The sequence below is a fragment of the Pseudomonas gorinensis genome (assembly GCF_042015035.1).
GTDB classification, from domain to species: domain Bacteria; phylum Pseudomonadota; class Gammaproteobacteria; order Pseudomonadales; family Pseudomonadaceae; genus Aquipseudomonas; species Aquipseudomonas gorinensis.
On the sequence record NZ_CP167125.1, the window covers coordinates 4436856 to 4460354 of the forward strand.

Sequence of the window (23499 nt, forward strand, 5' to 3'; positions counted from 1 at the left end):
CAAGCTCGCTCCTACAGGGGGGATCCGCTCGGCCGGTTACATCAACGGAATCGAGTAATTCACAAACACCCGGTTCTGATCCTGGTCCCGCGCGACCTCGCTGCGCGACACGCCGTTGCGCCAGCCGAACCCGACGTTCTTGAAGGTGCCGCCCTGCACCACGTAGTCCAGGCCGATATCCCGTTCCCACTCGCTGGCGTTATTGCCGCTGGCGGTGAGGATATGGTCACCTTTCAAATACATCATCGACGCCTTCAAACCCGGCACGCCCAGCGCTGTAAAGTCATAGGCATACTGGGCGAAGGCTGTGCGTTCGCCGGCCTGGATAAAGGTCTGCACCGTACGGTCGGTGTAGAGGTACAGGCTCGAACCGCCCTCCCCTTTGTTCGCCAGGCCGCCTTGGTTGAGTTGGGCAAAGTTGCTGTCATCGGACACTTGCTGGTAACCCGCGGTAATCGCATGCGGCCCCAGGGAGTAAATGAAGGCTGCACTCCAGGTGTTGTTGTCGATTTCACCGCTGCCGTTTTTGGTATAGCCGCTGAACTTGTAGCCTTCGGCACGCCCCGCGGCGCTGCTGTTTTTGCCGTCCGAGGTGGTCTTGAAGTAACGCAGGTCGGTTTTCAATGAGCCGTAGTCACCCAACGGCAACACGTGGATCAACCCGGCGAAGTGTTGCTGGTAATAGTCTTCGAGGTTGGCGTAGTAGTACTGGACCATCAGGTCCTTGGTCAGTTGGTAGTCCGCACCGGCGTAGGTGAATTTATTGCTTTCGCGGGTGCCGCCGGCTGCTGCCAGGCCACTGCTGTCGCTGGAGCCGCGCCCCGTGGCGTGCTGGAGCTGGCCGCCGATCAAGGTCAGGTTGTCGATGTCTTTGCTGGTCACCTGGCCGCCTTCGAACGATTGCGGTAAGAGGCGGCCGTCGTTGCTCACCAGGATCGGCAGGTTCGGGCGCAGGTAGCCGTAACGCGCTTCGGTCTTGGCGAAACGCGCCTTCGCGGTGGCACCGCCACGGGCCCAATTGTCGGCGGCCTTGCCGTCATCGTTGGGGATCATCGAACTGCCCACATGGCGACCGGCGCCGCTGTCGAGGGTCACGCCGAGCATGCCGATGGCGTCCAGGCCAAAGCCGACGGTGCCGTCGGTAAAACCCGACTGGTAATTGAGGATAAACGCCTGGCCCCACTCTTCGGTCTTCGACGGTGCCGCCGTGCCGTCGCGGTTGTCGTTGTTGAAGTAGAAGTTACGCATACTCAAGTTGGCTTGGCTGTCGCTCAAAAAGTCAGCAGACGCCAAGGGGCTCAGGGCAATACCCAGGCCACCGGTCAATACACTCAATACATTCAACGTGGCTTTCATCAGGACGAACTCCGGCGCGGAATCCAAGTTCCGGGCGCAAAAAATGGGCAGCAGGATGCCGTCGGCCAAACGTGACGTTGGCCGGGGCGTTAACGGTTATTCAGTTGCTTAGTGCTTAGTTAGTTACCTGGTTGAGTGAAGTGAAACCTCCGTAAACCTCAGTCAATCAATCCATGAGCGTCATAGAACGGATACGGCCCCGGGTAATCCCCGAACACGCCGTTGTGGCTGATCAAGCCGTGTTGCGCATCCCAGCGATGCAACAAATACCCCGCCGGTTCCAGGTTGAAATGCGCGGGCGCGGCGTCTTGCAGGTCCAGCACGATCTGATGGGAGGTGCCGGGACACACACAACTCAAGCTGCCGCCAAAGCGCCGCTGCATCGGCCGGTGCAGGTGCCCGCACAGCAGGCGTTCCACTTGCGGGTGGCGCGCCACGACGCGCTCCAGCGCGGCGGCGTTGATAAAGGGTTCGCGGTCCATATGGCCGATGCCGCTGACAAACGGCGGATGGTGCAGGATCAGCAACGTCGGCGTGTCAGGACGTCGCGCCAGTTGCTCATCCAGCCACTGCAATTGGCTGTCCAGGAGCTGGCCGCCATGCCCACCGGGGATAGTCGAGTCCAGGCCGATGAGGCGCAGCGGATGCTCATCCACCACCCAGTCCAACGGCTGCTCTGCCGACAAAGGCAAATAGGCATGATCGCGGAATGCGTCGAGCAACGGCCCGCGGGTGTCGTGGTTGCCCGGCACCAGGTAGCACGGCATGTGCAGGCGCGCGAGTTCAGGGTGCAGCACGGCGTATTCATCGGCGCGGCCGAAGTCCACCAGGTCACCGCTGACCACCACAATGTCGGGCCGTGGGTGGCTGGCGTTCAAATGGTCGACGGCACGGCGCAGTGCGCCCAAGGTATCGACAACCCCATAGGTCAGGCGCTGGCCGGCTTTAAGGTGCAGATCGCTGATCTGTGCAACAAGAAACGGACGCTTCAAAAGTCGACTCTCATGCATTCAGGGTAAACAACATGTGCGGCGCAACGGCCAAGGCAATCGGCGCGCCGACGACATGCAGCTGGTTGTCGCTGCTGTCCACCAGCAGCGGTTGCAGGCCACCCACATCCACCAGCAGGCGGCTCTGGGCGCCCTGGAAGAACTGCGCGAGCAGATGCCCGTGCAGGTGCCCTTCGCTCTCCATCACCCGTAGGTGTTCGGGGCGGCAGTACACCGTATTGGGCATGTCGGCGGCCCGCCACGGCAGCTCGCCGCCGCAGACTTTCAGGCCATGGGCGGTTCGCGAGGTGACGGCAAAGGCATTGAGGTTGCCGACAAAACCGGCGACGAACGCATTGGCCGGTTTCTGGTAGATCTCCCGTGGGCTGGCCAGTTGCGCGACACGGCCGTGCTCCATCACCAGGATACGATCGCCCAGGGCCATGGCTTCGCCCTGGTCGTGGGTGACAAATACCGAGGTGATACCAAGGCCGCGCAGCAGCTCATTCAGCTCGCTGCGCAGGCGCTCGCGCAACTGCGCATCCAGGGCCGCCAGCGGTTCATCCAGCAACAGCACTTTGGGGCGTGGCGCCAAGGCACGGGCCAAGGCCACGCGTTGACGCTGGCCACCGGACAATTCGTGGATGCTGCGTTTGCCGTGATTTTGCAGGCCCACCAGCTCAAGCAATTCCTCGCAGCGCTTATTGCGCACCAGTGGCGACATGCCGCGAATCTTCAAGCCGTAGACGATATTCCCCGCCACATCCAAGTTGGGAAACAGCGCGTAATTCTGGAACACCATGCCCACATCGCGGCGCTCAATGGGCAGGCGGGTGACGTCCTGGTCGCCGAACAACACCTGGCCCACATCCGGGCGTTCCAGGCCGGCGATCAGGCGCAAGGTGGTGGTTTTGCCACAGCCCGACGGGCCGAGAATCGCCAGGGTTTCACCGCCTTCGACGGTCAGGTCCAAGTCATGCACCGCCACGGTGCCGTCGGCGAAAGCCTTACGGCAGCCCTTGAGACGAATAGTGATAGCAGTCATCGACGCTCTCCACGGGACAGACGCGCACTGATGGCCTGCAACGCAATCAACAGCGGCACGATCATCAGCAAAAAGATAAGGGTGTAGGCGCTGGCGATTTCCAGGCGCGCCGAAGCGTAGCTGTCGGCCAGGCCCACCGGCAGGGTCTTGGTCATCGGTGTATGGAGCATCCAGGTCAGGTTGAATTCACCCAGCGACAAGGTCACCACCATCAGCACGCCCGCCAGAATCCCTGCCCGGCAGTTGGGCACTACCACGCTGAAAAAGCGCTTGATCGGCCCGGCGCCGAGGCTGGCCGCGGCCTCTTCCAGCACCGGCAGTTGCTGGCGTTGCATCACCGCCATCACCGGGCGTACCAGGAACGGCAAGGTAAACAGCACATGGCCAACCAGGATGAACAGCCAGCTGCTACGAAAGCCGCCGAACTGGCCATAGGTCAGCAGCAAGGCCAACGCACTGGCCAGGCCCGGCATGGCCACCGGCAGCACCATCAGTTCCTCGAAGGCGCGGCTGAAGCGGTTGTTCATGCGTACCAAGGCATAGGCCGCCGGTACGCCGATCACACACACGCACACTGCGCATGCCACGGCCAATTGCAGCGACAGCCATACGGTGGGCGAATAGGCCTGCCACACCTGGATCAACCAGTCGAAGGTCAGGCCGCTGGACAGGCCGACAAAGAAATTGCGCGTCAACCCGGCCAGCAATGACATCAGCACCGGCACCAACATGAAGGCGCACACCAGCAAAGTGAACAGCAGTTGAATCACAAACAGCGATGAGCGCTTCACAGGACCGTCCCCGCGTTTTTCACCAGGCGTCGCGTCAGCAACAGGACCGCCCAGGTCACCGCACCGAGCACCACCGACAGCGCAGCGGCCACTGCGAAGTTGGCATAGTTGGTGAACACGTTGTAGATCGCCACCGGGGTGACATTCAGGCGTGTGCCCAAGGTAAACGCAGTGCCGAAGGCGCCCATGGAGGTGGCGAAACAGATCGCCCCGCACGACGCCAGCGCCGGCGCCAGGCCCGGTACGATCACGTCGCACACCACGCGCCAGTGCCCGGCCCCCAGGGAATGTGCGGCTTCCTCCAGGCTGCGGTCGAGGCTTTCGCACGCCGCCATCACCGTGAGGATCACCCGCGGGATCGAAAAGTACAGGTAGCCGACAAACAGCCCGGCCAGCGAGTAGGCAAAGATCCAGCGCTCACCGGCCAGTTGCAGGCCCAAAGAGGCCAGCAACCCCTGGCGCCCGGCCAACAGGATCACCAGGAAGCCCACCACCACGCCCGGAAACGCCAGTGGAAACGTCAACAACGCCACCAGCGCCGAGCGACCGAAAAAACGCTGGCGCGCCAGGAAGACGCCGCTGATGCCGCCAATCAACAGCGCCACCAGTGTCACGAAAACGGCAAGCGCGCAGGTTTGCGCCAGGCTGCCCAAATATTGCGAACTGCTCAGTACCTGCCAATAACCACTGCCATGGCTGTCACGGCTCTCGCCGCCGAGCACCATCAAGTGCGCCAACGGCAACAGCCAGAACGCGAGCAGCACTGCAAACGCCGGGGCCAGCGCCCAGGCTGCATGTTTTGCCGATGCGGCCACTTACTTGACCTCGTTCAGATAACGGGCGGCAAAGGCTTCCTGCACAGCGGCCATTTTTTGGTAATCCACCACACCGGCACGGGCATAGTCGCTATCGGGCAGGAACTGGGCGGCGACCTCGGCGGGCATCTTCATCGGCCGTACCGGGCGCAGGTAAGCCTTGGCCCAGAGTGCCTGGCCTTCGTCAGACAGCACGAAGTCGAGGACCTTTTCAGCGTTGGCGCGATGGGGCGCGTTGGCGACCAGGCTCATCACATAGGGCACGCTGATGCTGCCTTCCTGCGGGATCACGAAGGCGACGTTGGCCTTGTCCTTGTAGCGGGCGCGGTAGGCGTTGAAGTCGTAGTCCACCAGGATCGGCAACTCGCCGGACAGCACCCGCGCATAGGCTGTTTGCTTGGGCACGATGGGGGCGTTTTTCGCCAGTTTCTGGAAGTAGTCGATGGCCGGGGCGAAGTTATCCAGGTCGCCGCCCAGGGCGCGGTTGATCGCCACGGCGGATACATAGCCGACAAACGCGCTGGATGGATCGAGGTAACCGACCATGCCTTTGTATTGCGGCTTGAGCAGGTCTGCCCAGCTTTGCGGCACCGGCAGGCCGCCCAATGCATCGACGTTGACCATGATGCCCAAGGTGCCGGAGTGGATCGCGAACCAGTGGCCGGCGGGGTCTTTCAGGCCGGCGGGAATCTGCTCCCAGCCCTTGGGCTTGTAGGTGTCGACCACTTCGGCCTTTTGCGCTTGCAGGCCGAAGGTCACGCCGTAATACACCACGTCGGCGACCGGCGCGGCCTTCTCGGCGACCAGTTGCGCCAGGGATTCGCCGGAGTTCTTGTTGTCCAGGGGCACTTGCACCCCAGTACTGGCGGCGATGGCCTTGAGTTGCGTGCCCCAGTCGGCCCAGTCCGGCGGGCAGTTGTAGCAAATCGCGGTATCGGCGGCCTGGGCCAGGCTGGCCACACCGCACAGCAGCACAGCTGCCAGGGTTTTACTGAATGCGCGCATCAAGAGTCTCCTCATGGGGTTGAGTGCTTTCGCCCGGCCGCACATGGCAAGGCAGGCAATGGGAAATCGGGGCATTGCCGGCGATCTGCGCCAGCAGTTGATCAATCACGGTGCTGGCCAGCAGTGCGATGGGCTGCACCACACTGCACAGGGTCGGGTGCATCTGGGTGCCGAGGGCAATGCCGTCGAACCCCATCACGGACAGTTGCTCGGGCACATTCCAGCCGTTGCGACGCAGCTCGGCGATCAGGCTGATCGCCAGGAAATCGTTGGAGCACACCAACGCAGTCGGCGCCTCGGGGCCGCGCAGGAACGGCTCGATCGCGGCGAACTCGGCCTGGGTGTGCGCCGGCATTTCGATCACTGCGCGGCTTTTGAGGGCGTATTCCTTCATCGCATCGCAATACCCGGCGTAGCGCAGGCGTGCGCGGTCGGACTGCAAGGCGGGGCCGGCGACCATGCTGATGCGTCGATGGCCGGCCTCCAGCAGGTAGCGCGTGGCCAGGGCCATGCCCGCGCGGTTGTCCACCGATACGGCGCTGTAGTTAGGGTTGCTCGGTTGGTGATAGGCCAGCACGAACGGGGTTTTTTCGGTATTCAGGCTGCTGAGCACGCTGTTGCTTTCGGCATCGGTGACCGTCAGCACCAGGCCGTCGACGCGCTGGCGCAGCAACTCCTCCACCACAATGCATTCGCGCTCGCTGCTGTAGTCGGTGGTCGCCAGCACCAGGCTGTAGCCACGCAACCGCGCGGCACGCTCCATGGCCTGGAACTGTTCGGCGAACACCGGATTGAGCAGGTTGGGCACCACCACGCCGATCAACTGGGTGGTTTGCAGGCGCAGTTGGCGGCCGAGCAAGTTGGGCCGAAACCCCAACTCACGGGCGGCGGCGAACACTTGTTCACGGGTCGCCGGGCGCACCTGGTCAGGGGAGGCAAAGGTGCGGGCGGCGGTCGCGCGGGATACGCCAGCCAGCCGCGCAACGTCTTTCAGGTCAGTCATGTTCACTCGCTTGAGATCGATCTCATTGGCGAGGACGGTAACGGTGGAATGTGGCAGGAAGGTGGTGGGGAGATGACAGTTTGATGGCAGTGAAGCACTGTCACATAGGCCAACATGTGGGAGGGGCTTGCCCCCGATAGTGGTGGATCAATGAAGAATAGGCTGGCTGAAGCACCGCCATCGGGGGCAAGCCCCTTCCCACATTAGAGCGGTGTCCATGCATAGATAGTCATACTCAGTGGTTAGGATCGTAAAGCTGGCGCAGCGAAATCCGCCCACTAACCTTTCGATTCGATCCAAGTGCGGGCACAATGCGTGTCCTTTTTTGGCAGGCACCGCCGCAGGCTCTCAAAAATGATCAAAACGCCGTACTACCTCATCGATAAACAGAAGCTTCTGGTCAACATGCAGAAGATCGCTTACGTGCGCGAGCAGTCCGGCGCCAAGGCCCTGCTGGCGCTCAAGTGCTTTGCCACCTGGTCGGTGTTCGACCTGATGCAGGAATATATGGACGGCACCACCTCGTCGTCGCTGTACGAGTTGAAGCTCGGTCGCCAGAAGTTCGAAGGTGAGGCACACGCCTACAGCGTGGCCTGGGCCGACGATGAAATCGAAGAGATGCTGGTCAACTGCGACAAGATCATCTTCAACTCCATCAGCCAGCTGCAACGTTTTGCCGAGCGCTCCGAGGGCAAGACCCGTGGCCTGCGCGTCAACCCGCAGGTGAGCAGCTCCGACTACCTGCTGGCCGACCCGGCGCGCCCGTTCAGCCGCCTGGGCGAATGGGACCCGGTGAAGATCGAAGACGTGATCGAGCAGATCTCCGGCTTCATGTTCCACAACAACTGCGAGAACGGCGACTTCAACCTGTTCGACCAGATGCTGAACACCATCGAAGAACGCTTCGGCGCGCTGCTGCACAAGGTCAACTGGGTCAGCCTCGGCGGCGGCATCCACTTCACCGGTGAAGGCTATGCCATCGACGCCTTCTGCCAGCGCCTCAAGGCGTTCTCGCAGAAGTACGACGTGCAGGTCTACCTGGAACCCGGCGAAGCCGCGATCACTAACAGCGCTTCGCTGGAAGTCACGGTGCTCGACACCCTCTACAACGGCAAGCACCTCGCCGTGGTCGACAGCTCCATCGAAGCCCACCTGCTGGACCTGCTGATCTACCGCCTCAACGCCAAGCTGGCGCCAAGCGCGGGTGAACACACCTACATGGTGTGCGGCAAATCCTGCCTGGCCGGGGACATCTTTGGCGAGTATCAATTCGATCGTCCGCTGGCCATCGGCGATCGGCTGTCGTTCATCGACACCGCGGGCTACACCATGGTCAAGAAAAACTGGTTCAACGGCCTGAAAATGCCGTCCATCGTAGTGAAACAACTCGACGGTACAGTCGAGGTGGTTCGTGAATTTGGTTACGACGACTACCTGTCCAGCCTTTCGTAAGCTGGCGGATAAAGGAGAGATAAAGCAATTGAAAAAGAACGTTCTTATCATTGGTGCAGGAGGTGTCGCCAAGGTGGTGGCCCACAAGTGCGCGCAGCACAACGACGAACTCGGTCGTATTGCTATCGCGTCGCGCAACATCTCCAAATGCCAGGCCATCATCGACAGCGTCAAGGCCAAGGGTAGCCTCAAGGTACCCGCCGATATCCAAGCCTTCGCGCTGAACGCCCTGGACGTGGAAGCGACCAAGGCCCTGATCCGCGAGACCGAATCGCAGATCGTCATCAACGTAGGTTCCGCGTTCCTCAACATGTCGGTACTGCGTGCCTGCATCGACACGGGCGTTGCATACCTCGACACCGCCATCCACGAAGAGCCGGGCAAGGTCTGCGAGACCCCGCCGTGGTACGGCAACTACGAATGGAACCACCTGGAAGAGTGCAAACAGAAGAACATCACCGCCATCCTTGGCGTGGGCTTCGACCCGGGTGTCGTCAACGCGTATGCCGCGCTGGCGCAGCAACAGCATTTCGACCGCATTGATTCGATCGACATTCTCGACGTCAATGCCGGCTCCCATGGCAAATACTTCGCCACCAATTTCGATCCGGAAATCAACTTCCGCGAATTCACCGGACAGGTGTGGAGCTGGCAGAACAGCCAGTGGACCAGCAACACCATGTTCGAAGTCAAGCGCACCGACGACCTGCCGGTGGTCGGCTCGCAGAACCTCTACCTGACCGGCCACGATGAAGTGCACTCGCTGTCGAAAAACCTCGACGTGCCCAACGTGCGATTCTGGATGAGCTTCGGCGAGCACTACATCAACGTATTCACCGTGCTGAACAACCTCGGCCTGCTTTCCGAAAAGCCGGTGAAAACCGCCGAAGGCCTGGAAGTGGTGCCGTTGAAAGTGGTCAAGGCCGTACTGCCCGACCCGTCTTCCCTCGCCCCCGGCTACACCGGCAAGACCTGCATCGGTGACCTGGTCAAAGGCACCAAGGATGGCCAGCCGCGCGAAGTGTTCATCTACAACGTGGCGGATCACGAAGAAGCCTTTGCCGAGACTGACAGCCAGGGCATTTCCTACACCGCCGGCGTTCCACCGGTGGCTGCCGCCCTGTTGGTTGCCCGCGGTGAGTGGGATGTAAAGCGCATGGCCAACGTTGAGGAATTGCCGGCTGAGCCATTCCTCAAGGCGCTGGACGTGATGGGCTTGCCGACGCGGATCAAGGACGAGCACGGTGATCGGGCCTGGGATGCGATTGCCTGATAGGCGATAGCTGACCGAACCAACATGTGGGAGGGGGCTTGCCCCGATAGCGGTAGATCAGTCACAGCTGTATTGACTGACACACTGTAATCGGGGCAAGCCCCCTCCCACATTGGGTTTCAGGGTGTCTGTTATTCCAGGTTCCGGGCTGAGTTGCTCAGTGCCCTTGAGCATTGCAACAGTGCCGGCGCCAATTGCTTCTCCGCATCCGCCCTGCTCCACCGACTGGTTGGCGCCACCACATGCACCGCTGCCACCGGGCGGCCATTCGCACCGAGCACTGGCGCGCCGATAGTCATGTCGCCCAGAAACAACTCCTGGCCATTCACTGCATAACCCTGCTCTCTCACCACCTGCAACGAATCCAGAATCCTGTCGACCTCAGTCAATGTCTGGCTGGTGTGCGCAATGCGCTGGCTGTTCTCGATCAACGCCAACGCTTCCTCCTGCGGCAGCGCACTCAAATACGCCCGCCCCGATGCCGTGCAGTACATCGGCACCCGCGAGCCGATCGGCATATGCACCGGCACAAAGCCTGAACTGACGAAGCGCGCGATGTAGGTCATGTCGTAGCCCGCCGGCTCGGTGAGGCACGAGGTCTCGCCGGTCAAGCGCGTGAGTTCCGACAGAAACGGGTTGGCCACTTCGATCAGCGAATGCGCATCCAGATAACTGAAGCCCAACTCCAGCACCCGCGGGGTGAGTTGGTAATGCCGGGTGCGGGAATGTTTCCGAAGGTAACCCAGGCTTTCGAGGGTAAACACCATGCGCTGGGCGGAGCTTTTGGTCATGCCGGCGGCGTCCGCCACCTCTGCAAGGCTCATGCTACGGCGCTGGGCGCTGAATGCCTTGAGCACCGACAGGCCTTTTTCCAGGGATTGGTTGTGCAAACTGTTGCGTTCTTCGGACATGGCGAACTCACGGGCGGGGTCAGTCAGACGTAGCGATATTTCTACCCTAAATTGCCAAAATAGACCATTAAAAATCGCATACCGATACGAACAGTTCATTTTTTCTATTTTCTATAGCGACATACGATTCTTATTCATCGAAATGGCATAGAGCTTGCGGTTTCATCCGTAGCCGCTAGCGCTACTGACAATCCGTTTTCCTTATGGAGTAACCCGATGAACAGTCTTTCGCCCTTGTTTCGCCGCCTCGCCTTCGGTCTGTGCGCCACCCTATGCGTCGGCGTTGTGCACGCCGCCGGTGCGTCCTCGTACAAAGTCGGTGCAACGGCCAGCGGCTCGCCGTTTACCTTCCTCGATATCAAGAGCAACAGCATCCAGGGCGTGATGGTCGATGTGGCCGAGGCCGTGGGCAAGGCTGGCGGCTTTACCAGCCAGATCGAACAGACCAACTTCGCCGCGCTGATCCCCTCCCTCACGTCCGGCAAGCTCGACTTCATCTCCGCCGGCATGCTCAAGACCCAAGAGCGCACCAAGGTCGTCGACTTCAGCGCGCCGGTGTACGCCTACGGGGAAGGCCTGATCATCAGCGCCGAGGACAACGCCGCCTACCCGGACTTGATGCCACTCAATGGCCAGGTGGTCGGCGTACAGGCCGGTACGATCTTCTATGACCAACTGAACAAGCTGGGCATCTTCAAGGAAATCCGCACCTATGACTCGATCGGCGAGATGGTCCGCGACCTGTCCCTGGGCCGTATCAAGGCAGCGGTCGGTGACCAGCCCGTGGTCGCGTACCAGATCCGCCAGAAGCTGTTCAAAGGGGTAAAACTGGCCCCTGACTACACGCCCGCCAACGTCGGCGAAGTGTGCCTGGTGGTGCGCAAGGGCGACACCGAAACCCTCGCGCGCCTTAACACCGCCATCGCCAGCATCAAGGCCGACGGCACTCTGGACAACATCCTCAAGAAGTGGGGGCTTGATACCCAGGTGCGCCCATGAACCCGGCCGAATTCCTGCAGAACGCCCAGGACTTCCTGCCGATTTTGCTGCAGGGCGCCTGGGTAACGATCCAGATCACCGTACTGTCGTTCCTGCTCAGTAGCGCGATCGGCCTGGTGCTGGCGTTGCTCAAGTTGTCACCGATCCGCGTGCTGTCGTGGACCGCGAGCACCATCATCAATGTGATCCGTGGCCTGCCAATCATCGTGCAACTGTTCTACATCTACTTCGTGCTGCCGGACATGGGGGTGCACCTCACAGCGTTCTATGCCGGGGTGATCGGCATGGGCATCGCCTACTCGGCGTACCAGGCCGAGAACTTTCGCACCGGCATCATCGCCGTGGAACAGGGCCAGCGCGAAGCCGCCGAAGCGCTGGGCATGCGCTCAGCATTGATGATGCGCCGGGTGATCCTGCCCCAGGCGTTTCGCATCGCGCTGCCGCCCTACGGCAACACCCTGGTGATGATGCTCAAGGACTCGTCGCTGGTGTCGACCATCACCGTGGCCGAGATGACCCGCCAGGGCCAACTGATCGCCTCGTCGACCTTCCAGAACATGACCGTCTATACCCTGGTCGCCCTGCTCTACCTGCTGATGAGCCTGCCGCTGGTGTATGGCTTGCGTCGAATGGAACAGCACCTGGGCCGGAGGAAAAAAGCATGATCGAGATACGCCAACTGCAAAAACACTACGGCAGCCACCGCGTGCTGCACGGCGTGGACCTGGACGTGGCCAAGGGTGAAGTGGTGTGCCTGATCGGTCCGTCGGGCTCAGGCAAATCCACCCTGCTGCGCTGCATCAATGCGCTGGAAGCCTATGACGGCGGCCACATCAACGTGTTCGGCGAAACCGTGCAGCGCGCCAGTAAAACCGTTCACGCCCTGCGCAGCCGCATGGGCATGGTGTTCCAGCGCTTCAACCTGTTCCCCCATCGCACCGTGCTGGAAAACGTCATGGAAGGCCCGGTGTACGTCAAAGGCGAACCGCTCAAGCAGGCCCGCGAAGAAGCCCTGGTGCTGCTGGAAAAAGTCGGCCTGAGTGCCAAGGCCGACGCCTACCCGGAACAGCTCTCCGGCGGCCAGCAACAACGCGTGGCCATCGCCCGCGCCCTGGCGATGAAACCCGAAGCCATGCTGTTCGACGAACCCACCTCGGCCCTCGACCCGGAACTGGTGGGCGACGTGCTGGCGGTGATGCGCACCCTGGCCGATGAAGGCATGACCATGATTGTCGTCACTCACGAAATGGGCTTTGCACGGGAAGTGGCCGACCGCGTGTGCTTCCTGCATGGCGGCTACATCGTCGAAAGCGGCGCGGCCGAGCAAGTGCTGGGCAATCCGCAGCATCCACGTACCCAGGATTTCCTGCGGCGGGTGCTGCACCCCACTGGCGATACGCGGAGCCTGTCATGAAGTCATTGTGGTCGGCGACGGCGCCGTCGGTGATGCCGACGCCTGCGCTGAGTGAATCGGTGAAGGTGGATGTGGCGATTGTCGGTGCTGGCTATACCGGGCTGTCGACGGCGCTGCATCTGGCCGAGCGCGGGGTCAGCGTGTGTGTACTGGAAGCTAACGAACCGGGCTGGGGGGCGTCCGGGCGCAACGGTGGGCAGGTCAACCCGACGCTCAAATACGACCCGGAACAACTGGTGCGGATGCTCGGGCCGGAGCGCGCCGAACCATTGATCTCGACCGTCTCGAACTCGGCGGACCTGGTGTTCAACCTGATCGAAAAGCACGGAATTGATTGCGCACCGGTACGCAAAGGCTGGATGCAGGTGTCATACAGCAAAAAAGGCGTCGCCGGGCTGCACGCACGGGCGGATCAGTGGGCCAGCCGGGGTGTACCCGTGCAGCGCCTGAACGCGGCGGCAGTGGCTGCGCGCATGGGCAGCGAGGCATTTGCCGGTGGCTGGCTGGACGGTCGCGCCGGGGCGCTTCAGCCGTTGGCGTATGCCCGTGGGCTGGTGGGCGCGGCGTCGGCGGCGGGTGTGCGCATTCATGGTCACAGCGCAGTGACGGCATTGCAGCGCCAGGGTGCTGGCTGGCACTTGCAAACCGCTGGTGGTGCGCAAGTGAGCGCCGACCAAGTGGTGCTGGCGACCAATGGCTACAGTGGCAACCTGTGGCCGGGCATGGCGCAGAGCATCCTGGCAGCGAACAGTTTTATCGTCGCCACCAAGCCGCTGAGCGGGCCCGCGGCCGAGAGTATCCTGCCGGGGCAGGAAACCGTGTCCACGGCGCAGCGCTTGCTGTTGTACTTTCGTAAAGACAGTCACGGCCGCTTACTGATGGGCGGGCGCGGGCTGTTCAACGATCCCTCCTCGCCTGCGGATTTCGCGCATCTGGAACGATCATTGGCGTTGTTGTTTCCGCAGCTGGGGCCGTTGGAATTCGAGTATCGCTGGGCCGGGCGAATCGCGATCACCCGGGATTTCATGCCCCACGTACACGAGCCTGCGCCAGGGCTGACGTTGGCGCTGGGCTGTAACGGGCGGGGGATTGCGCTGTGTACCAGCCTGGGCCAGCAATTGGCGGGACGGTTATGTGACAGCAAGGCGGAGTTTGCCTACCCGGTGACGCCGTTGCAGCGCTTGCCGATGCATGGGTTGCAGCGGTTTTACATTGGTGCGGGGGTGGCTTGGTACAGCTTGTTGGATCGGCTCAATATCAGCTGAATCCTGCTGTCCGCAACGCCGAGAACTGTCAACTCTCACAGCTTACCGCGCACGCAAAACCCGCTAGGCTTAGCCATGGAGTGGCTGACCTGCGGGTTTGCTGTCCATTCATCCTGTGGGAAAGGCACGCTCATGAACCTCGACAACAACCGCACCGCCCGTGCCATCGGATTGGTGTACAGCGCCTGTTGTTACGTGGTGTTCCTAATCACGTGCTTATATTTGATCGGCTTCGTCGGCAACGTGGCAGTGCCCAAGAACATCAACGATGGCCCCCTCGTCGCGTGGCCCGTCGCTGCGCTGATCAACTGCGCACTGATCCTGCTATTCGGCGTCCAGCACACGGTCATGGCACGTACAGGCTTCAAACAATGGCTGGCGGCAATCATCCCGACGTCGGTGGAGCGCTCCTCGTATGTACTGCTCAGCAGCCTGGTGCTTGTGCTGATGTTCTGGCTGTGGCAACCGATGACGTTCACCGTTTGGAAGGTTGAAACGACGTGGGCCAAGGCCCTGTTGATTGGCCTGTTCTGGCTGGGCTGGGGCATCGCTTTACTGGCAACCTTTTTGATCGACCACTTCGAACTGTTCGGGCTCAAGCAGGTCATCGACCGTTGGCGCAAACCCACACCGCAGGCGCCAGTATTCAGGACGCCGCTGCTTTACAAGATCGTGCGCCACCCGCTGTATCTCGGTTTTCTGATCGCCTTTTGGGCAACGCCGTACATGACGTCTGGGCACCTGCTATTCGCGATAGGGATGACGGTTTATGTCTTCATTGGCGCCAGCTTTGAAGAGAAGGACCTGGTGAGGTTGTTTGGTGAGCGGTATCGCCGGTATCAGCAGGAAGTGAGCATGATTTTGCCGTGGTCGAAGACACGCAAAAAAGACCCTGAATAGCCCTTTGTGGCGAGCGGGCTTGCCCTAATGCCGTTCAGTTATGCGTACATCGCCTTCTGTAGGAGCGAGCTTGCTCGCGAAAAACGTCAACGATAACGCGTGTTTCCTGAGTGAACGCGGCGCCTGTGAGTTCTTCGCGAGCAAGCTCGCTCCTACAAAAAAGCTTTAACTGAACGGCATTAGGGCTTGCCCCGCGTTGGGCTGCGCAGCAGCCCCAACACGCAGCCCCGGAGCTGCCTGGCACACTGATCGACCGACACGGGCGATATGGCGTTCATAGGCCATACAGACATCCATCTGAGAAAAGGGAAAAATCCTGGGCTGCGACGGCAGCGTAGCATTCGCGTTCTGGGTTTGCTCTTCTAGGATTTTTCCGATAAGGGTTTAATGCGCGAACTGCATGCATATAGCCCCACGTTTAAAAGTTTATTGAAAGAAGCTTTCCAGCCCCTGTGCAACCTCTCACTTTTGAAGCCCCATCAACTCTCGATATTTAGACCAAAAGTGTTGCGTGCTTAATAAACACCTGGCACTCGCCCATGAAAAATATCGAGCCCGCCATTACAACTACCAACAACTAACTAAACAGACATCCCACCCCTCTCATTAAAGCTCGCAACACCTAAAAAACTCAAGATAATAAGACCCCCTCCAGCCATAGCTAAAAAATATAAAAACCTGTGAAAAGTAACAGGTACATATTTTCCTCGCACTGATTAGCCTTTACATGCAAAGACAAAAATGCATCGGCTCGCCACCCATTTTATAGGTATAAAAAGAGGCACATCATGAAACGCATAAGGCATCTAATACTCTTAAGCCTCTCCTTTCTATTCAGCCATGCCAATGCGCAATGGAGTTCAGGTTCGCCTATTGACTCCATTACCGACGGCCAAAACACATTGATCGCCATTCAAAATCAATACCACGATACTGCCGTCGACTGCGGAACCGTTAACCGCCCGGCTTTTTTGTGCAATGGCCTCTTGTTAAGGGTGACCAAAAAATCCAATGCCTATAGAGTCTGGGACCCTAGCCCAACATCAATCGCCAGACACTCAATTTCATTTTCTTTTTTAAGAGCAGACGCCAAATTCTCAAACTTCGCCTGGAATCTGCCCGATGCGAATGGCTATATAATCTATCCCAATCTTCTGGCACCGCCCGGCAAGATCCCGGTTGATGTTCTTTGTTCATTCCCGAAAGACTCCTGGGACTGGTATCGCGATGTTCCTTGCGGCAGCATCACCCTGGAGAATGGGAAATACTTTCAAGCCAGTCGTTTATGCGCCCTACAAGGAATCACGACCGCCCAACAATGGTTACAACACTGGAATGACAGCGCTTCATTCTCTGACCCCTATCTATCTCAGTGCGGATTCGATGTGAGAAAAACAGTACCGGGAGGCAGTATCCCGTTCATGGAGTCGATCAAGGCGAAGAACCTGCTGGGTTTTGCCCCCGATTGGAATGATCTGCAAGTTACCGCCTGGCCCCCCAAAAGCGGCAGTACTTTACCGATTCAAGCCCTGAATTCAACACATAAGTGCAACGCTCACCCCTGTATGCACTTCGTACGGCGTCTTCCAGCCCAAGCGCTTGCGCGGGCGTAGATTGATCCTCGCTACTGTCCGATTGACGGCTTCGACGGTCAGCTTGCTGAAGTCGCTGCCCTTGGGGAAATACTGGCGGAGCAGACCGTTGGTGTTTTCATTGGTGCCACGTTGCCAGGATGAATAGGGGTCTGCAAAAAAGACCTGGCACTGGCTCCGTAGCGCGATGCGTTCATGCCCGGCAAACTCCCTTCCGTTATCCAGCGTCAGCGTGTGAGCGGCATGGCCCTGAAGCATCAGATTGATCGCCCGCGTTACCTGCCGGCGCGTTCTGCGCTTGACCGGATAGGCGCTCAGATAGCCGCTTTTGCGATCAACCAGGGTCACCAGGTTACCGCCCAGTCCATGTACCGTATCGCCCTCCCAGTCCCCCAGGCGCTCGCGGCTTTCGACCTCGGCTGGGCGTTCACTGATTGACACGCGATTACGCAGCTGCCCGCGCCGATCGTGGCTTCCATAGCGTTTCCGGTAGCGCTTTCGGCGATGTCGCAGATAGGTATAAAGCTCACCACCGGCGCGCTGTTCGGCGGCAATGAACCGATAAATCCACTCATGGCTGACCGCCCGGCTTGGCTGCTCCTGCTTCAACCGCTGGGCGATCTGCTCCGGACTCATGCCATGCTTGAGCCACACCGGGAGATGATGGCTGAGCCATGTCGCCGGCTTGCAAAACTTGCGCGCACCCGCTCGACGAGCATCACTTTCATGGGCCGCAGAAACAGCCTTGTAGATATTCTGGGTGCTGTTGCGGCGAACCTCGCGACTGATCGTCGAGGGATGCACGCCGACCCGCTTTGCAATGCTCGCCTGGCTCTCTGCGGCGCTCAAGCCAGCCTCAATCTGGTAACGTTGTCCCTGAGTCAGCTGCCGGTAATGCGTAGTCATCTGCGCTTGAATCCTTCGGTGTGAGAGCCTGGATTCTACCGGTGGCTGGCTCTCTGCCTCTCGTTTCAAGCGTTGCGCTTATTCTATGAATTCAGGAGCCTTTTTTTTCACAACCGCCGCGAGCCTAGCTGACGCCCAAGCCAATCAACAAGAGTTCTATACAGACACCGGTATTATTGTTCCAATACTCAGTCTAAAACTCCCCACCTCGGCACAAGAGGAGGTAGTGTTTGGTTTCAGTTCCTCGAACCAGGCCGTCACTGGCCCGGGGGCGCCCACCACTGCCCTTACCCGTCCTACGATTGTGGAACCGGCGGAAGGCGCCACGGTTTCCTCCCCCTTCACTATTTCCGGTAAGAGCGCACCGTATGCCGAAATTGAGGTATATCCAAAAGAGGGTGCGTACTTGCTTGGTAAGACGACTGCTGGCTCAGATGGCACCTGGAGAATCCCTGCTGCAACGATGGCCAGTTATGATCCGATCACTGCCAGGCAGACCCTCAACGGTCAAACGTCAAATTGGGCCGACGATCGTAACTTTTCACTGAACACCTCGACCTGCACGTCCTATATTGCTTCCGCTTCCTGGTTGTTACGTTATGACCCTGGCACCAACAAAGAACAATGGACTCTTTCGGTAATCCCTACCGCTTGCGGCAGGCTCATTGGCCCAGATAAAACCGACGCGGCTTATCAAGAACTCGTTCAGAAATATGCCAACGACCCACAATGGAAAAATAACGACGGCGGCGGCATGCGTCGACAATTTGTCTGTCACCTCGCCATCGCAAAAAACAAAGCGGAGTGGAACTTGGAACCCTTCCGGCCGAATGTGTCTCACGAGACCGCTGTCGCCGAAAAATGCAATCCAATCTGAAACCCGATTGATTAACGTGAAAGCCACTCACCTGGATCAAGCTCATGGACCTAGCAGTGTTATCTGCGGGTTCCATGAGCTTAGAGCCTGTTGAGTCATTCGTTTAACCGTGCACAGTGTCGCGTTAATCTCAAAACACCGACCACCCAATCCGCTCGCTCAACAACTCCAACGCCTTCATCCCCGCCAGCGAATTCCCCGCTGCGTTCAACTCCGGCGACCATACGCACACGGTGAACTGCCCCGGCACCACCGCGACAATCCCGCCGCCGACCCCGCTCTTGCCCGGCAAGCCCACGCGGTAGGCAAAGTTGCCCGCCTCGTCATACAGCCCACTGGTGGCCATGATCGAGTTCACCTGCTTGGTCTGGCGCGCGGTCAAGATCTGCTCGCCGCTGTGGGCGCTCACCCCCGCGTTAGCCAGGAAGCTGAATGCCCGGGCCAGATCCAGGCAGCTCATCTGCAACGCGCAGTAGTTGAAGTAACTGTGCAGCACCGCGTCCACATCGTTATGGAAGTTGCCGAACGACTTCATCAAGTAAGCCATGGCCGCGTTGCGTGCGCCGTGCTGGGCTTCGGATTCGGCAACGACGCTGTTGACCAGGATCTGCGGGTTGCCCGACAGACGCCGCACAAAGTCACGCATCGACAAAATCGGCACGGCAAAGCGTGATTGGTTGATGTCGCAGATCACCAGCGCGCCGGCATTGATGAAGGGGTTACGGGGTCGCCCGCGTTCGAATTCCAGTTGCACCATGGAGTTGAACGGTTGCCCCGAAGGCTCGTGGCCCAGGCGTTCCCAGATGGTTTCGCCACCGTGGTCGATGGCCTGCACCAGGCTGAATACCTTGGAGATGCTTTGCACCGAGAACAGGGTGTCGGCATCGCCGGCGCAGTAGGCGGAGCCGTCGTTGCCGTACACCGCAATACCGAGTTGGTTGGCCGGTACGTCGGCCAATGCGGGGATATAGTCGGCGACTTTGCCGAGGCCGATCAGTGGGCGCACTTCGTCGAGGATCGCCGATAGCATCGCCTGCATAGCGTGTGAGGTCATCGTTCGTTGAATCAGTGATAGCGGGGCGCGGAGGATACTTCAATGTGCTCGCAAGCCCCACACAATCTCCTTCTCCGGTTCGGCAAAGGTGAAGGAAATCAGCCGGGGCGGACTGTCTACAGCGACTGACGCCCCCCGCCCGGTGCACATTTCAAAATTGCGCCACATCGCAAACTCGCTCATCGAGCACGTCCCGCGCCAGTGCCCACGCCTGCTCCCGGGACCCTACCACCAGCAGCGGATAGCCCCACGCCTTGCTGAACGTGATGGTGAACGGTTTGAGCGCCAGGCGTTTGGCCGCGCTCGGTTCCACCTGGATCATGCCTTTGACGAACGCGCGCAGGGCCGGTTTGTTTTTCTTCATCCAGATCGAGGCTTGTTTGCGCTCCTCGTGGGAGTGTTCGTGATTGTTCTCATCCACGGCTTTTTCATGCAGTAGCAGGAAGGGTTGCTGACGCGCCAACAGGCTTTCGAAGATCACGAAGGTATCGTCCGGCCCGCCTTCGTTGGGCGCGTCAAAGACGATTTTCACCACAGGGAAGGTTGAACTGTCGAGTCGCATGGCAAAGCTCCTGAATGAGAGTGGATCTCACTATAGGCGCCGAACCGCTGGACGACATTGCACAGAATAGCCAGAATGTTTCGCAACTCAGCCAAGCCGCGGCACTGCCATGAAGCGCCATCGTCTCGACCTGCATGACCCCTCGCGCGCCAAGGATGCCGACCTGATCCCACGTGCCGTGGTGGCAGTGAGCGCCAGCAGCGCGTCACAGAGTTGGGAGCATGCTCCACACACCCACCGCAAGGGCCAGTTGATGTACACCCTGCGCGGGGCGATTCATTGTGAAATCGAGGCCGGTATCTGGATCGTGCCTCCACAATGCGCGCTGTGGATTCCCGGTGGCATGCCCCACGCGGCCCGTGGCTCCGGGGCGGCGGAGGTGTATTGCCTGCTGGTCGACCCGCACGCCGCCAACGCCCTGCCCCCGCAGGCGTGCACCCTGGCCGTGTCCGGGCTGCTGCATGAGCTGATCAGCAAAGCGGTGAGCTTCCCGCCGTTATATGAGGTGGACGGGGCACAGGGGCGCTTGATCAACACGCTGCTGGACGAACTGGCCATGGCCCCGATCGAACACCTGCACCTGCCGATGCCCCAGGACCCAAGGCTGCGCCGCCTGGCTGACAGCCTGCTGGCCAACCCCGCGGACAAGGCCACCCTCGCCCAGTGGGCGGTACGCATCGGCATGAGCGAACGCAGCATGACGCGCCTGCTGCTGGAGGAGTTTGGCCTGAGTTTCGGCCGCTGGCGCCGGCAGTTGCATGTGATCCTGTCCCTGCAACGCCTGGCCAAGGGTGAAAGCGTGCAGCGGGTCGCCCTGGACCTGGGCTATGAAAACGCCAGCGGGTTTATCACCATGTTCCGCAAGGCAATGGGCCAGCCGCCAGCGCGTTACCTGGCCGACCGTGCCGGAGCCTCGAGTGCCAACGCCGCGTTGGCACCTGCCGCCATTGCATTGCACCCAGGCAGTTGATCAGCGCTGCAGTGGAATCCGAATATCGCCGTCGCGGCACTGGGTCTTCACACTCCGGGGGCAGCCGGCAAACCGCAGTTCCTTGCTCAGGCACACCCGCACTTCCGATAACACCTTGCCCTTGCAGATCACCGCCACGCTGTGGTCGCCCATGGCGGGATTGCTCTGGCGAAACAGGTTTTCGATGTCGCGCGCCTGCAGGTAGGCCGGGGCATCGAACGGCTGCAGCTGTTGCGGAATCTGTACCGCGCCCAAGGCCGCATCGGTCGCCTCCAGATAGCGCGAAGCGTCGAGGCCGCTGCAGGTACCGTGCTTGGTCCATTCGTGTTTGAGCAATGCCCGTGTCGGGAATATCAACGCGCCTTTGGCCAGGTCTTGCGCCGACAATCGCGATTGTGGATCACACGATGCCGGCCACCCGCCCTTTGCGTACTGCGGCCATAGCCCATGCAGCACAAACCCATAGCCCTTGCCCGAACATTGCTCGTTGTCCGGGTGCGTCAGGCAGAAGGTCGGCGACCACGACAGCGACAACACATAAAAATCAAAATCCCCGGCTGGCCGCTGCTCACGCGGTGCCGCTTGCGCCACCATACATGCCAGCACCCACCCCATAGCCATCCAGGCTGCCTTGTAGTTCATCCGTCTGTTCCTTGAAAAAAGAGGCGACCATTGTCGGCCCGCGGGTGTCCCCGGCGATAGGCGCCGAAGCCACGCGGCCTTGGGGAAAACTACTCAGGATGGTAGGGATTACGCTTCAACACTTTGTCCAGGATGCGGTCGGTCTTCAACGCCTCGATCGCCAGCGACGGATGCTCGGCTTCGCCACGAATGTGTGCGTTCATCGCCAGCACGTGATGCCACTGGATGTGCTCGTGGCACGGCACTTCCAGCACCTCGTCCACGTCGCTCTCAAGGTGCAGCGGCTGGTCTTCGAACACCGCAAACGTGATGCGGCCGCGACTGCCGATCAGCTCGACGCGGTCTTCACGACGGTCCGCGACGAAGTTCCAGCAGCCCATCCCCAACGCCCCCGAGCCAAACGTCCAGCAGGCGGTCACCGCATCTTCAGCCGTGTACTCCCCGGCCTGCCGCGCGGTAAACCCGCTGACCTCGACAATGTCCCCGGCCAGGAACTGGAACAGATCGAACCCGTGGCTGGCCAGGTCGACAAAATAACCACCGCCGGCAATGGCCGGGTCGGTGCGCCAATTGGCGGCGCTGGCGTCTTCGGCGGCTGGCGGCTTGCAGAGGCTCCAGTTGACCTGGCGCAACTCGCCGATACGCCCGGACCGCAACCAGTCACGCACTTGCTGGAAACGTGGCAACGAGCGGCGGTAGTAGGAAACGAACAGGTGCAAGCCAGCACGTTCGAAAGTGCGCTGCATCAACGCGCTCTGCTCGGCGTTGAGGGCCATGGGTTTTTCGACGCAGCAATGCTTGCCCGCCGCCGCGACCATCAGGCTGTACTCCAGGTGGCTGTCGGGCGGCGTGGCGATGTACACCGCGTCCACTTCGGGGTCGTTGATCAGCGCTTGGGCGTCGGTGTAGAAGCGCGCAATGCCATGACGTGCTGCATAATCGCGCACAACCGCTTCGCGGCGCCCCATCACCGCCACCAGGGCTGAGCCTGGCGCTTTGTAGAAAGCCGGTCCACTCTTTAACTCAGTGACACTGCCACAGCCGATCATGCCCCAACGTACGGTCGTCATCAGTTTTCCTCGTCCGTTTTCATCAATCAGGCAGTATCCACGTACCTAACCCAACGCGCTACAACCACCTAGCATGACAATTGCATTACACTTTTGTGACAGACATTGCGCCGTGGGAGCACAGATGATGAAAATACGCGCAACCGTCATTTGCGAACACGAAGGGCATATCCTCTTCGTACGCAAGGCCAGGTCGAAATGGGCACTGCCAGGTGGCAAGGTCGAACAGCATGAACGCCCCGTCGGCGCGGCCGAGCGGGAGCTGGAAGAAGAAACCGGGTTGAACGTGGACGGCCTGCTGTACCTGCAGGAACTGAAGGCCCGCGACACGCTGCACCATGTGTTCGAAGCCTCAGTGGTGAATATCGCCGATGCACGGCCCTGCAACGAGATCGTCGACTGCCAGTGGCATGCCTACGGCGCTGTGGACGAACTGGACACCACCGACGCCACCCGGCACATCGTCAAATCCTTCCTGCGGCGCCTGTAGCGCCGCACTCAGCATCCTTCGCGGTCGCCAACACTGAACGGGCAATCACCTGTCAATGTTGACAGTAGACCGATCGACGTCATCGGCTTACGGTCGTAGACGCAGGTTTCGCTGCCAC

Annotated in this window: 24 protein-coding genes; 11 read left to right on the plus strand and 13 right to left on the minus strand. The window is 60.2% G+C overall.

What is annotated here, in order from left to right; all coding sequences use genetic code 11:
- Window positions 1-36: 36 nt before the first annotated feature.
- The 7 genes from AB7933_RS20090 to AB7933_RS20120 all read right to left on the minus strand — a co-directional run bounded on the left by AB7933_RS20090 (window position 37) and on the right by AB7933_RS20120 (window position 7004).
- The gene (locus AB7933_RS20090; RefSeq protein WP_041161239.1) at window positions 37-1356 is read right to left on the minus strand and encodes an OprD family porin; all 1320 of its coding nucleotides are present in this window, start codon (window positions 1354-1356) and stop codon (window positions 37-39) included.
- 158 nt (window positions 1357-1514) lie between these two features.
- Complete coding sequence (locus AB7933_RS20095) at window positions 1515-2348, minus strand: phosphodiesterase (RefSeq protein ID WP_024075974.1); 834 nt, start codon at window positions 2346-2348, stop codon at window positions 1515-1517.
- Window positions 2349-2358: 10 nt separating this feature from the next.
- Window positions 2359-3390, minus strand: a complete 1032-nt coding sequence (locus AB7933_RS20100) for an ABC transporter ATP-binding protein (RefSeq protein ID WP_024075975.1) — start codon at window positions 3388-3390, stop codon at window positions 2359-2361.
- The gene (locus AB7933_RS20105) at window positions 3387-4181 is read right to left on the minus strand and encodes an ABC transporter permease (protein ID WP_024075976.1); all 795 of its coding nucleotides are present in this window, start codon (window positions 4179-4181) and stop codon (window positions 3387-3389) included. Before AB7933_RS20105 ends, AB7933_RS20100 begins: the two co-directional genes overlap by 4 nt.
- Window positions 4178-4996 (minus strand): ABC transporter permease, encoded by an 819-nt coding sequence (locus tag AB7933_RS20110; protein WP_024075977.1) that lies wholly within the window; start codon window positions 4994-4996, stop codon window positions 4178-4180. Before AB7933_RS20110 ends, AB7933_RS20105 begins: the two co-directional genes overlap by 4 nt.
- Window positions 4997-6001: an ABC transporter substrate-binding protein gene (locus AB7933_RS20115; protein WP_024075978.1), complete on the minus strand. Its 1005-nt coding sequence runs from the start codon at window positions 5999-6001 to the stop codon at window positions 4997-4999. It abuts the gene before it with no gap.
- On the minus strand, window positions 5985-7004 hold the full coding sequence (locus tag AB7933_RS20120; RefSeq protein ID WP_024075979.1) for a LacI family DNA-binding transcriptional regulator: 1020 nt from the start codon (window positions 7002-7004) through the stop codon (window positions 5985-5987). Before AB7933_RS20120 ends, AB7933_RS20115 begins: the two co-directional genes overlap by 17 nt.
- A 354-nt stretch (window positions 7005-7358) precedes the next feature.
- Between AB7933_RS20120 and AB7933_RS20125 the strand changes: the two genes are divergently transcribed.
- Window positions 7359-8456, plus strand: a complete 1098-nt coding sequence (locus AB7933_RS20125; RefSeq protein ID WP_024075980.1) for a carboxynorspermidine decarboxylase — start codon at window positions 7359-7361, stop codon at window positions 8454-8456.
- Window positions 8457-8484: 28 nt separating this feature from the next.
- On the plus strand, window positions 8485-9729 hold the full coding sequence (locus AB7933_RS20130; RefSeq protein WP_024075981.1) for a saccharopine dehydrogenase family protein: 1245 nt from the start codon (window positions 8485-8487) through the stop codon (window positions 9727-9729).
- Window positions 9730-9860: 131 nt separating this feature from the next.
- On the opposite strand, the gene AB7933_RS20135 is transcribed toward AB7933_RS20130, so the two are convergent.
- Window positions 9861-10640 (minus strand): IclR family transcriptional regulator, encoded by a 780-nt coding sequence (locus tag AB7933_RS20135; RefSeq protein WP_024075982.1) that lies wholly within the window; start codon window positions 10638-10640, stop codon window positions 9861-9863.
- Between the two features lie 216 nt (window positions 10641-10856).
- Between AB7933_RS20135 and AB7933_RS20140 the strand changes: the two genes are divergently transcribed.
- From AB7933_RS20140 to AB7933_RS20165, 6 genes are all read left to right on the plus strand, one after another.
- On the plus strand, window positions 10857-11639 hold the full coding sequence (locus AB7933_RS20140) for an ABC transporter substrate-binding protein (protein WP_024075983.1): 783 nt from the start codon (window positions 10857-10859) through the stop codon (window positions 11637-11639).
- Entirely contained in the window at window positions 11636-12304 is a 669-nt protein-coding gene (locus AB7933_RS20145; RefSeq protein WP_024075984.1) for an amino acid ABC transporter permease, read from the plus strand. The genes AB7933_RS20140 and AB7933_RS20145 overlap by 4 nt, the downstream gene beginning before the upstream one ends.
- On the plus strand, window positions 12301-13053 hold the full coding sequence (locus AB7933_RS20150; protein ID WP_024075985.1) for an amino acid ABC transporter ATP-binding protein: 753 nt from the start codon (window positions 12301-12303) through the stop codon (window positions 13051-13053). The genes AB7933_RS20145 and AB7933_RS20150 overlap by 4 nt, the downstream gene beginning before the upstream one ends.
- Entirely contained in the window at window positions 13050-14318 is a 1269-nt protein-coding gene (locus tag AB7933_RS20155) for an NAD(P)/FAD-dependent oxidoreductase (RefSeq protein ID WP_024075986.1), read from the plus strand. The genes AB7933_RS20150 and AB7933_RS20155 overlap by 4 nt, the downstream gene beginning before the upstream one ends.
- A 132-nt stretch (window positions 14319-14450) precedes the next feature.
- Entirely contained in the window at window positions 14451-15218 is a 768-nt protein-coding gene (gene mddA, locus AB7933_RS20160) for a methanethiol S-methyltransferase (protein ID WP_024075987.1), read from the plus strand.
- A gap of 788 nt (window positions 15219-16006) precedes the next feature.
- Window positions 16007-16831: a hypothetical protein gene (locus AB7933_RS20165; protein ID WP_305452087.1), complete on the plus strand. Its 825-nt coding sequence runs from the start codon at window positions 16007-16009 to the stop codon at window positions 16829-16831.
- Here the strand turns inward: AB7933_RS20165 and AB7933_RS20170 are convergent.
- The gene (locus AB7933_RS20170) at window positions 16754-17716 is read right to left on the minus strand and encodes an IS30-like element ISPpu17 family transposase (RefSeq protein WP_004577240.1); all 963 of its coding nucleotides are present in this window, start codon (window positions 17714-17716) and stop codon (window positions 16754-16756) included. The two genes, AB7933_RS20165 and AB7933_RS20170, sit on opposite strands and share 78 nt — an antisense overlap.
- Before the next feature lie 85 nt (window positions 17717-17801).
- Here AB7933_RS20170 and AB7933_RS20175 point away from each other — a divergent pair, with 85 nt between their 5' ends.
- Window positions 17802-18593 carry a DUF2599 domain-containing protein gene (locus AB7933_RS20175; RefSeq protein WP_305452088.1) on the plus strand — a complete coding sequence of 264 codons (792 nt, stop codon included), beginning with the start codon at window positions 17802-17804 and terminating at the stop codon, window positions 18591-18593.
- Window positions 18594-18723: 130 nt separating this feature from the next.
- Here the strand turns inward: AB7933_RS20175 and glsB are convergent, their stop codons facing one another.
- Window positions 18724-19632 carry a glutaminase B gene (gene glsB / locus AB7933_RS20180; protein ID WP_024075989.1) on the minus strand — a complete coding sequence of 303 codons (909 nt, stop codon included), beginning with the start codon at window positions 19630-19632 and terminating at the stop codon, window positions 18724-18726.
- 166 nt (window positions 19633-19798) lie between these two features.
- Window positions 19799-20209: a hypothetical protein gene (locus AB7933_RS20185; RefSeq protein WP_024075990.1), complete on the minus strand. Its 411-nt coding sequence runs from the start codon at window positions 20207-20209 to the stop codon at window positions 19799-19801.
- 109 nt (window positions 20210-20318) lie between these two features.
- Here AB7933_RS20185 and AB7933_RS20190 point away from each other — a divergent pair, with 109 nt between their 5' ends.
- Window positions 20319-21179, plus strand: a complete 861-nt coding sequence (locus AB7933_RS20190; RefSeq protein ID WP_024075991.1) for an AraC family transcriptional regulator — start codon at window positions 20319-20321, stop codon at window positions 21177-21179.
- On the opposite strand, the gene AB7933_RS20195 is transcribed toward AB7933_RS20190, so the two are convergent.
- A complete protein-coding gene (locus AB7933_RS20195) occupies window positions 21180-21821 on the minus strand; it encodes a ribonuclease T2 family protein (RefSeq protein WP_024075992.1) in 642 nt (213 codons plus the stop codon).
- 89 nt (window positions 21822-21910) lie between these two features.
- On the minus strand, window positions 21911-22891 hold the full coding sequence (locus AB7933_RS20200; protein ID WP_024075993.1) for a Gfo/Idh/MocA family protein: 981 nt from the start codon (window positions 22889-22891) through the stop codon (window positions 21911-21913).
- A gap of 127 nt (window positions 22892-23018) precedes the next feature.
- Between AB7933_RS20200 and AB7933_RS20205 the strand changes: the two genes are divergently transcribed.
- Window positions 23019-23381 carry an NUDIX hydrolase gene (locus AB7933_RS20205; RefSeq protein ID WP_041161240.1) on the plus strand — a complete coding sequence of 121 codons (363 nt, stop codon included), beginning with the start codon at window positions 23019-23021 and terminating at the stop codon, window positions 23379-23381.
- Window positions 23382-23499 lie beyond the last annotated feature (118 nt).

Bases quoted from the DNA above. Each gene is read 5' to 3' on its own strand.
- AB7933_RS20090 (WP_041161239.1), bottom strand. From the start codon at position 1,356: ATGAAAGCCACGTTGAATGTATTGAGTGTATTGACCGGTGGCCTGGGT.
- AB7933_RS20100 (WP_024075975.1), bottom strand. From the start codon at position 3,390: ATGACTGCTATCACTATTCGTCTCAAGGGCTGCCGTAAGGCTTTCGCC.
- AB7933_RS20115 (WP_024075978.1), bottom strand. From the start codon at position 6,001: ATGCGCGCATTCAGTAAAACCCTGGCAGCTGTGCTGCTGTGCGGTGTG.
- AB7933_RS20120 (WP_024075979.1), bottom strand. From the start codon at position 7,004: ATGACTGACCTGAAAGACGTTGCGCGGCTGGCTGGCGTATCCCGCGCG.
- AB7933_RS20125 (WP_024075980.1), top strand. From the start codon at position 7,359: ATGATCAAAACGCCGTACTACCTCATCGATAAACAGAAGCTTCTGGTC.
- AB7933_RS20135 (WP_024075982.1), bottom strand. From the start codon at position 10,640: ATGTCCGAAGAACGCAACAGTTTGCACAACCAATCCCTGGAAAAAGGC.
- AB7933_RS20140 (WP_024075983.1), top strand. From the start codon at position 10,857: ATGAACAGTCTTTCGCCCTTGTTTCGCCGCCTCGCCTTCGGTCTGTGC.
- AB7933_RS20145 (WP_024075984.1), top strand. From the start codon at position 11,636: ATGAACCCGGCCGAATTCCTGCAGAACGCCCAGGACTTCCTGCCGATT.
- AB7933_RS20150 (WP_024075985.1), top strand. From the start codon at position 12,301: ATGATCGAGATACGCCAACTGCAAAAACACTACGGCAGCCACCGCGTG.
- AB7933_RS20155 (WP_024075986.1), top strand. From the start codon at position 13,050: ATGAAGTCATTGTGGTCGGCGACGGCGCCGTCGGTGATGCCGACGCCT.
- mddA (WP_024075987.1), top strand. From the start codon at position 14,451: ATGAACCTCGACAACAACCGCACCGCCCGTGCCATCGGATTGGTGTAC.
- AB7933_RS20165 (WP_305452087.1), top strand. From the start codon at position 16,007: ATGAAACGCATAAGGCATCTAATACTCTTAAGCCTCTCCTTTCTATTC.
- AB7933_RS20170 (WP_004577240.1), bottom strand. From the start codon at position 17,716: ATGACTACGCATTACCGGCAGCTGACTCAGGGACAACGTTACCAGATT.
- AB7933_RS20175 (WP_305452088.1), top strand. From the start codon at position 17,802: ATGAATTCAGGAGCCTTTTTTTTCACAACCGCCGCGAGCCTAGCTGAC.
- glsB (WP_024075989.1), bottom strand. From the start codon at position 19,632: ATGCAGGCGATGCTATCGGCGATCCTCGACGAAGTGCGCCCACTGATC.
- AB7933_RS20185 (WP_024075990.1), bottom strand. From the start codon at position 20,209: ATGCGACTCGACAGTTCAACCTTCCCTGTGGTGAAAATCGTCTTTGAC.
- AB7933_RS20190 (WP_024075991.1), top strand. From the start codon at position 20,319: ATGAAGCGCCATCGTCTCGACCTGCATGACCCCTCGCGCGCCAAGGAT.
- AB7933_RS20195 (WP_024075992.1), bottom strand. From the start codon at position 21,821: ATGAACTACAAGGCAGCCTGGATGGCTATGGGGTGGGTGCTGGCATGT.
- AB7933_RS20200 (WP_024075993.1), bottom strand. From the start codon at position 22,891: ATGACGACCGTACGTTGGGGCATGATCGGCTGTGGCAGTGTCACTGAG.
- AB7933_RS20205 (WP_041161240.1), top strand. From the start codon at position 23,019: ATGAAAATACGCGCAACCGTCATTTGCGAACACGAAGGGCATATCCTC.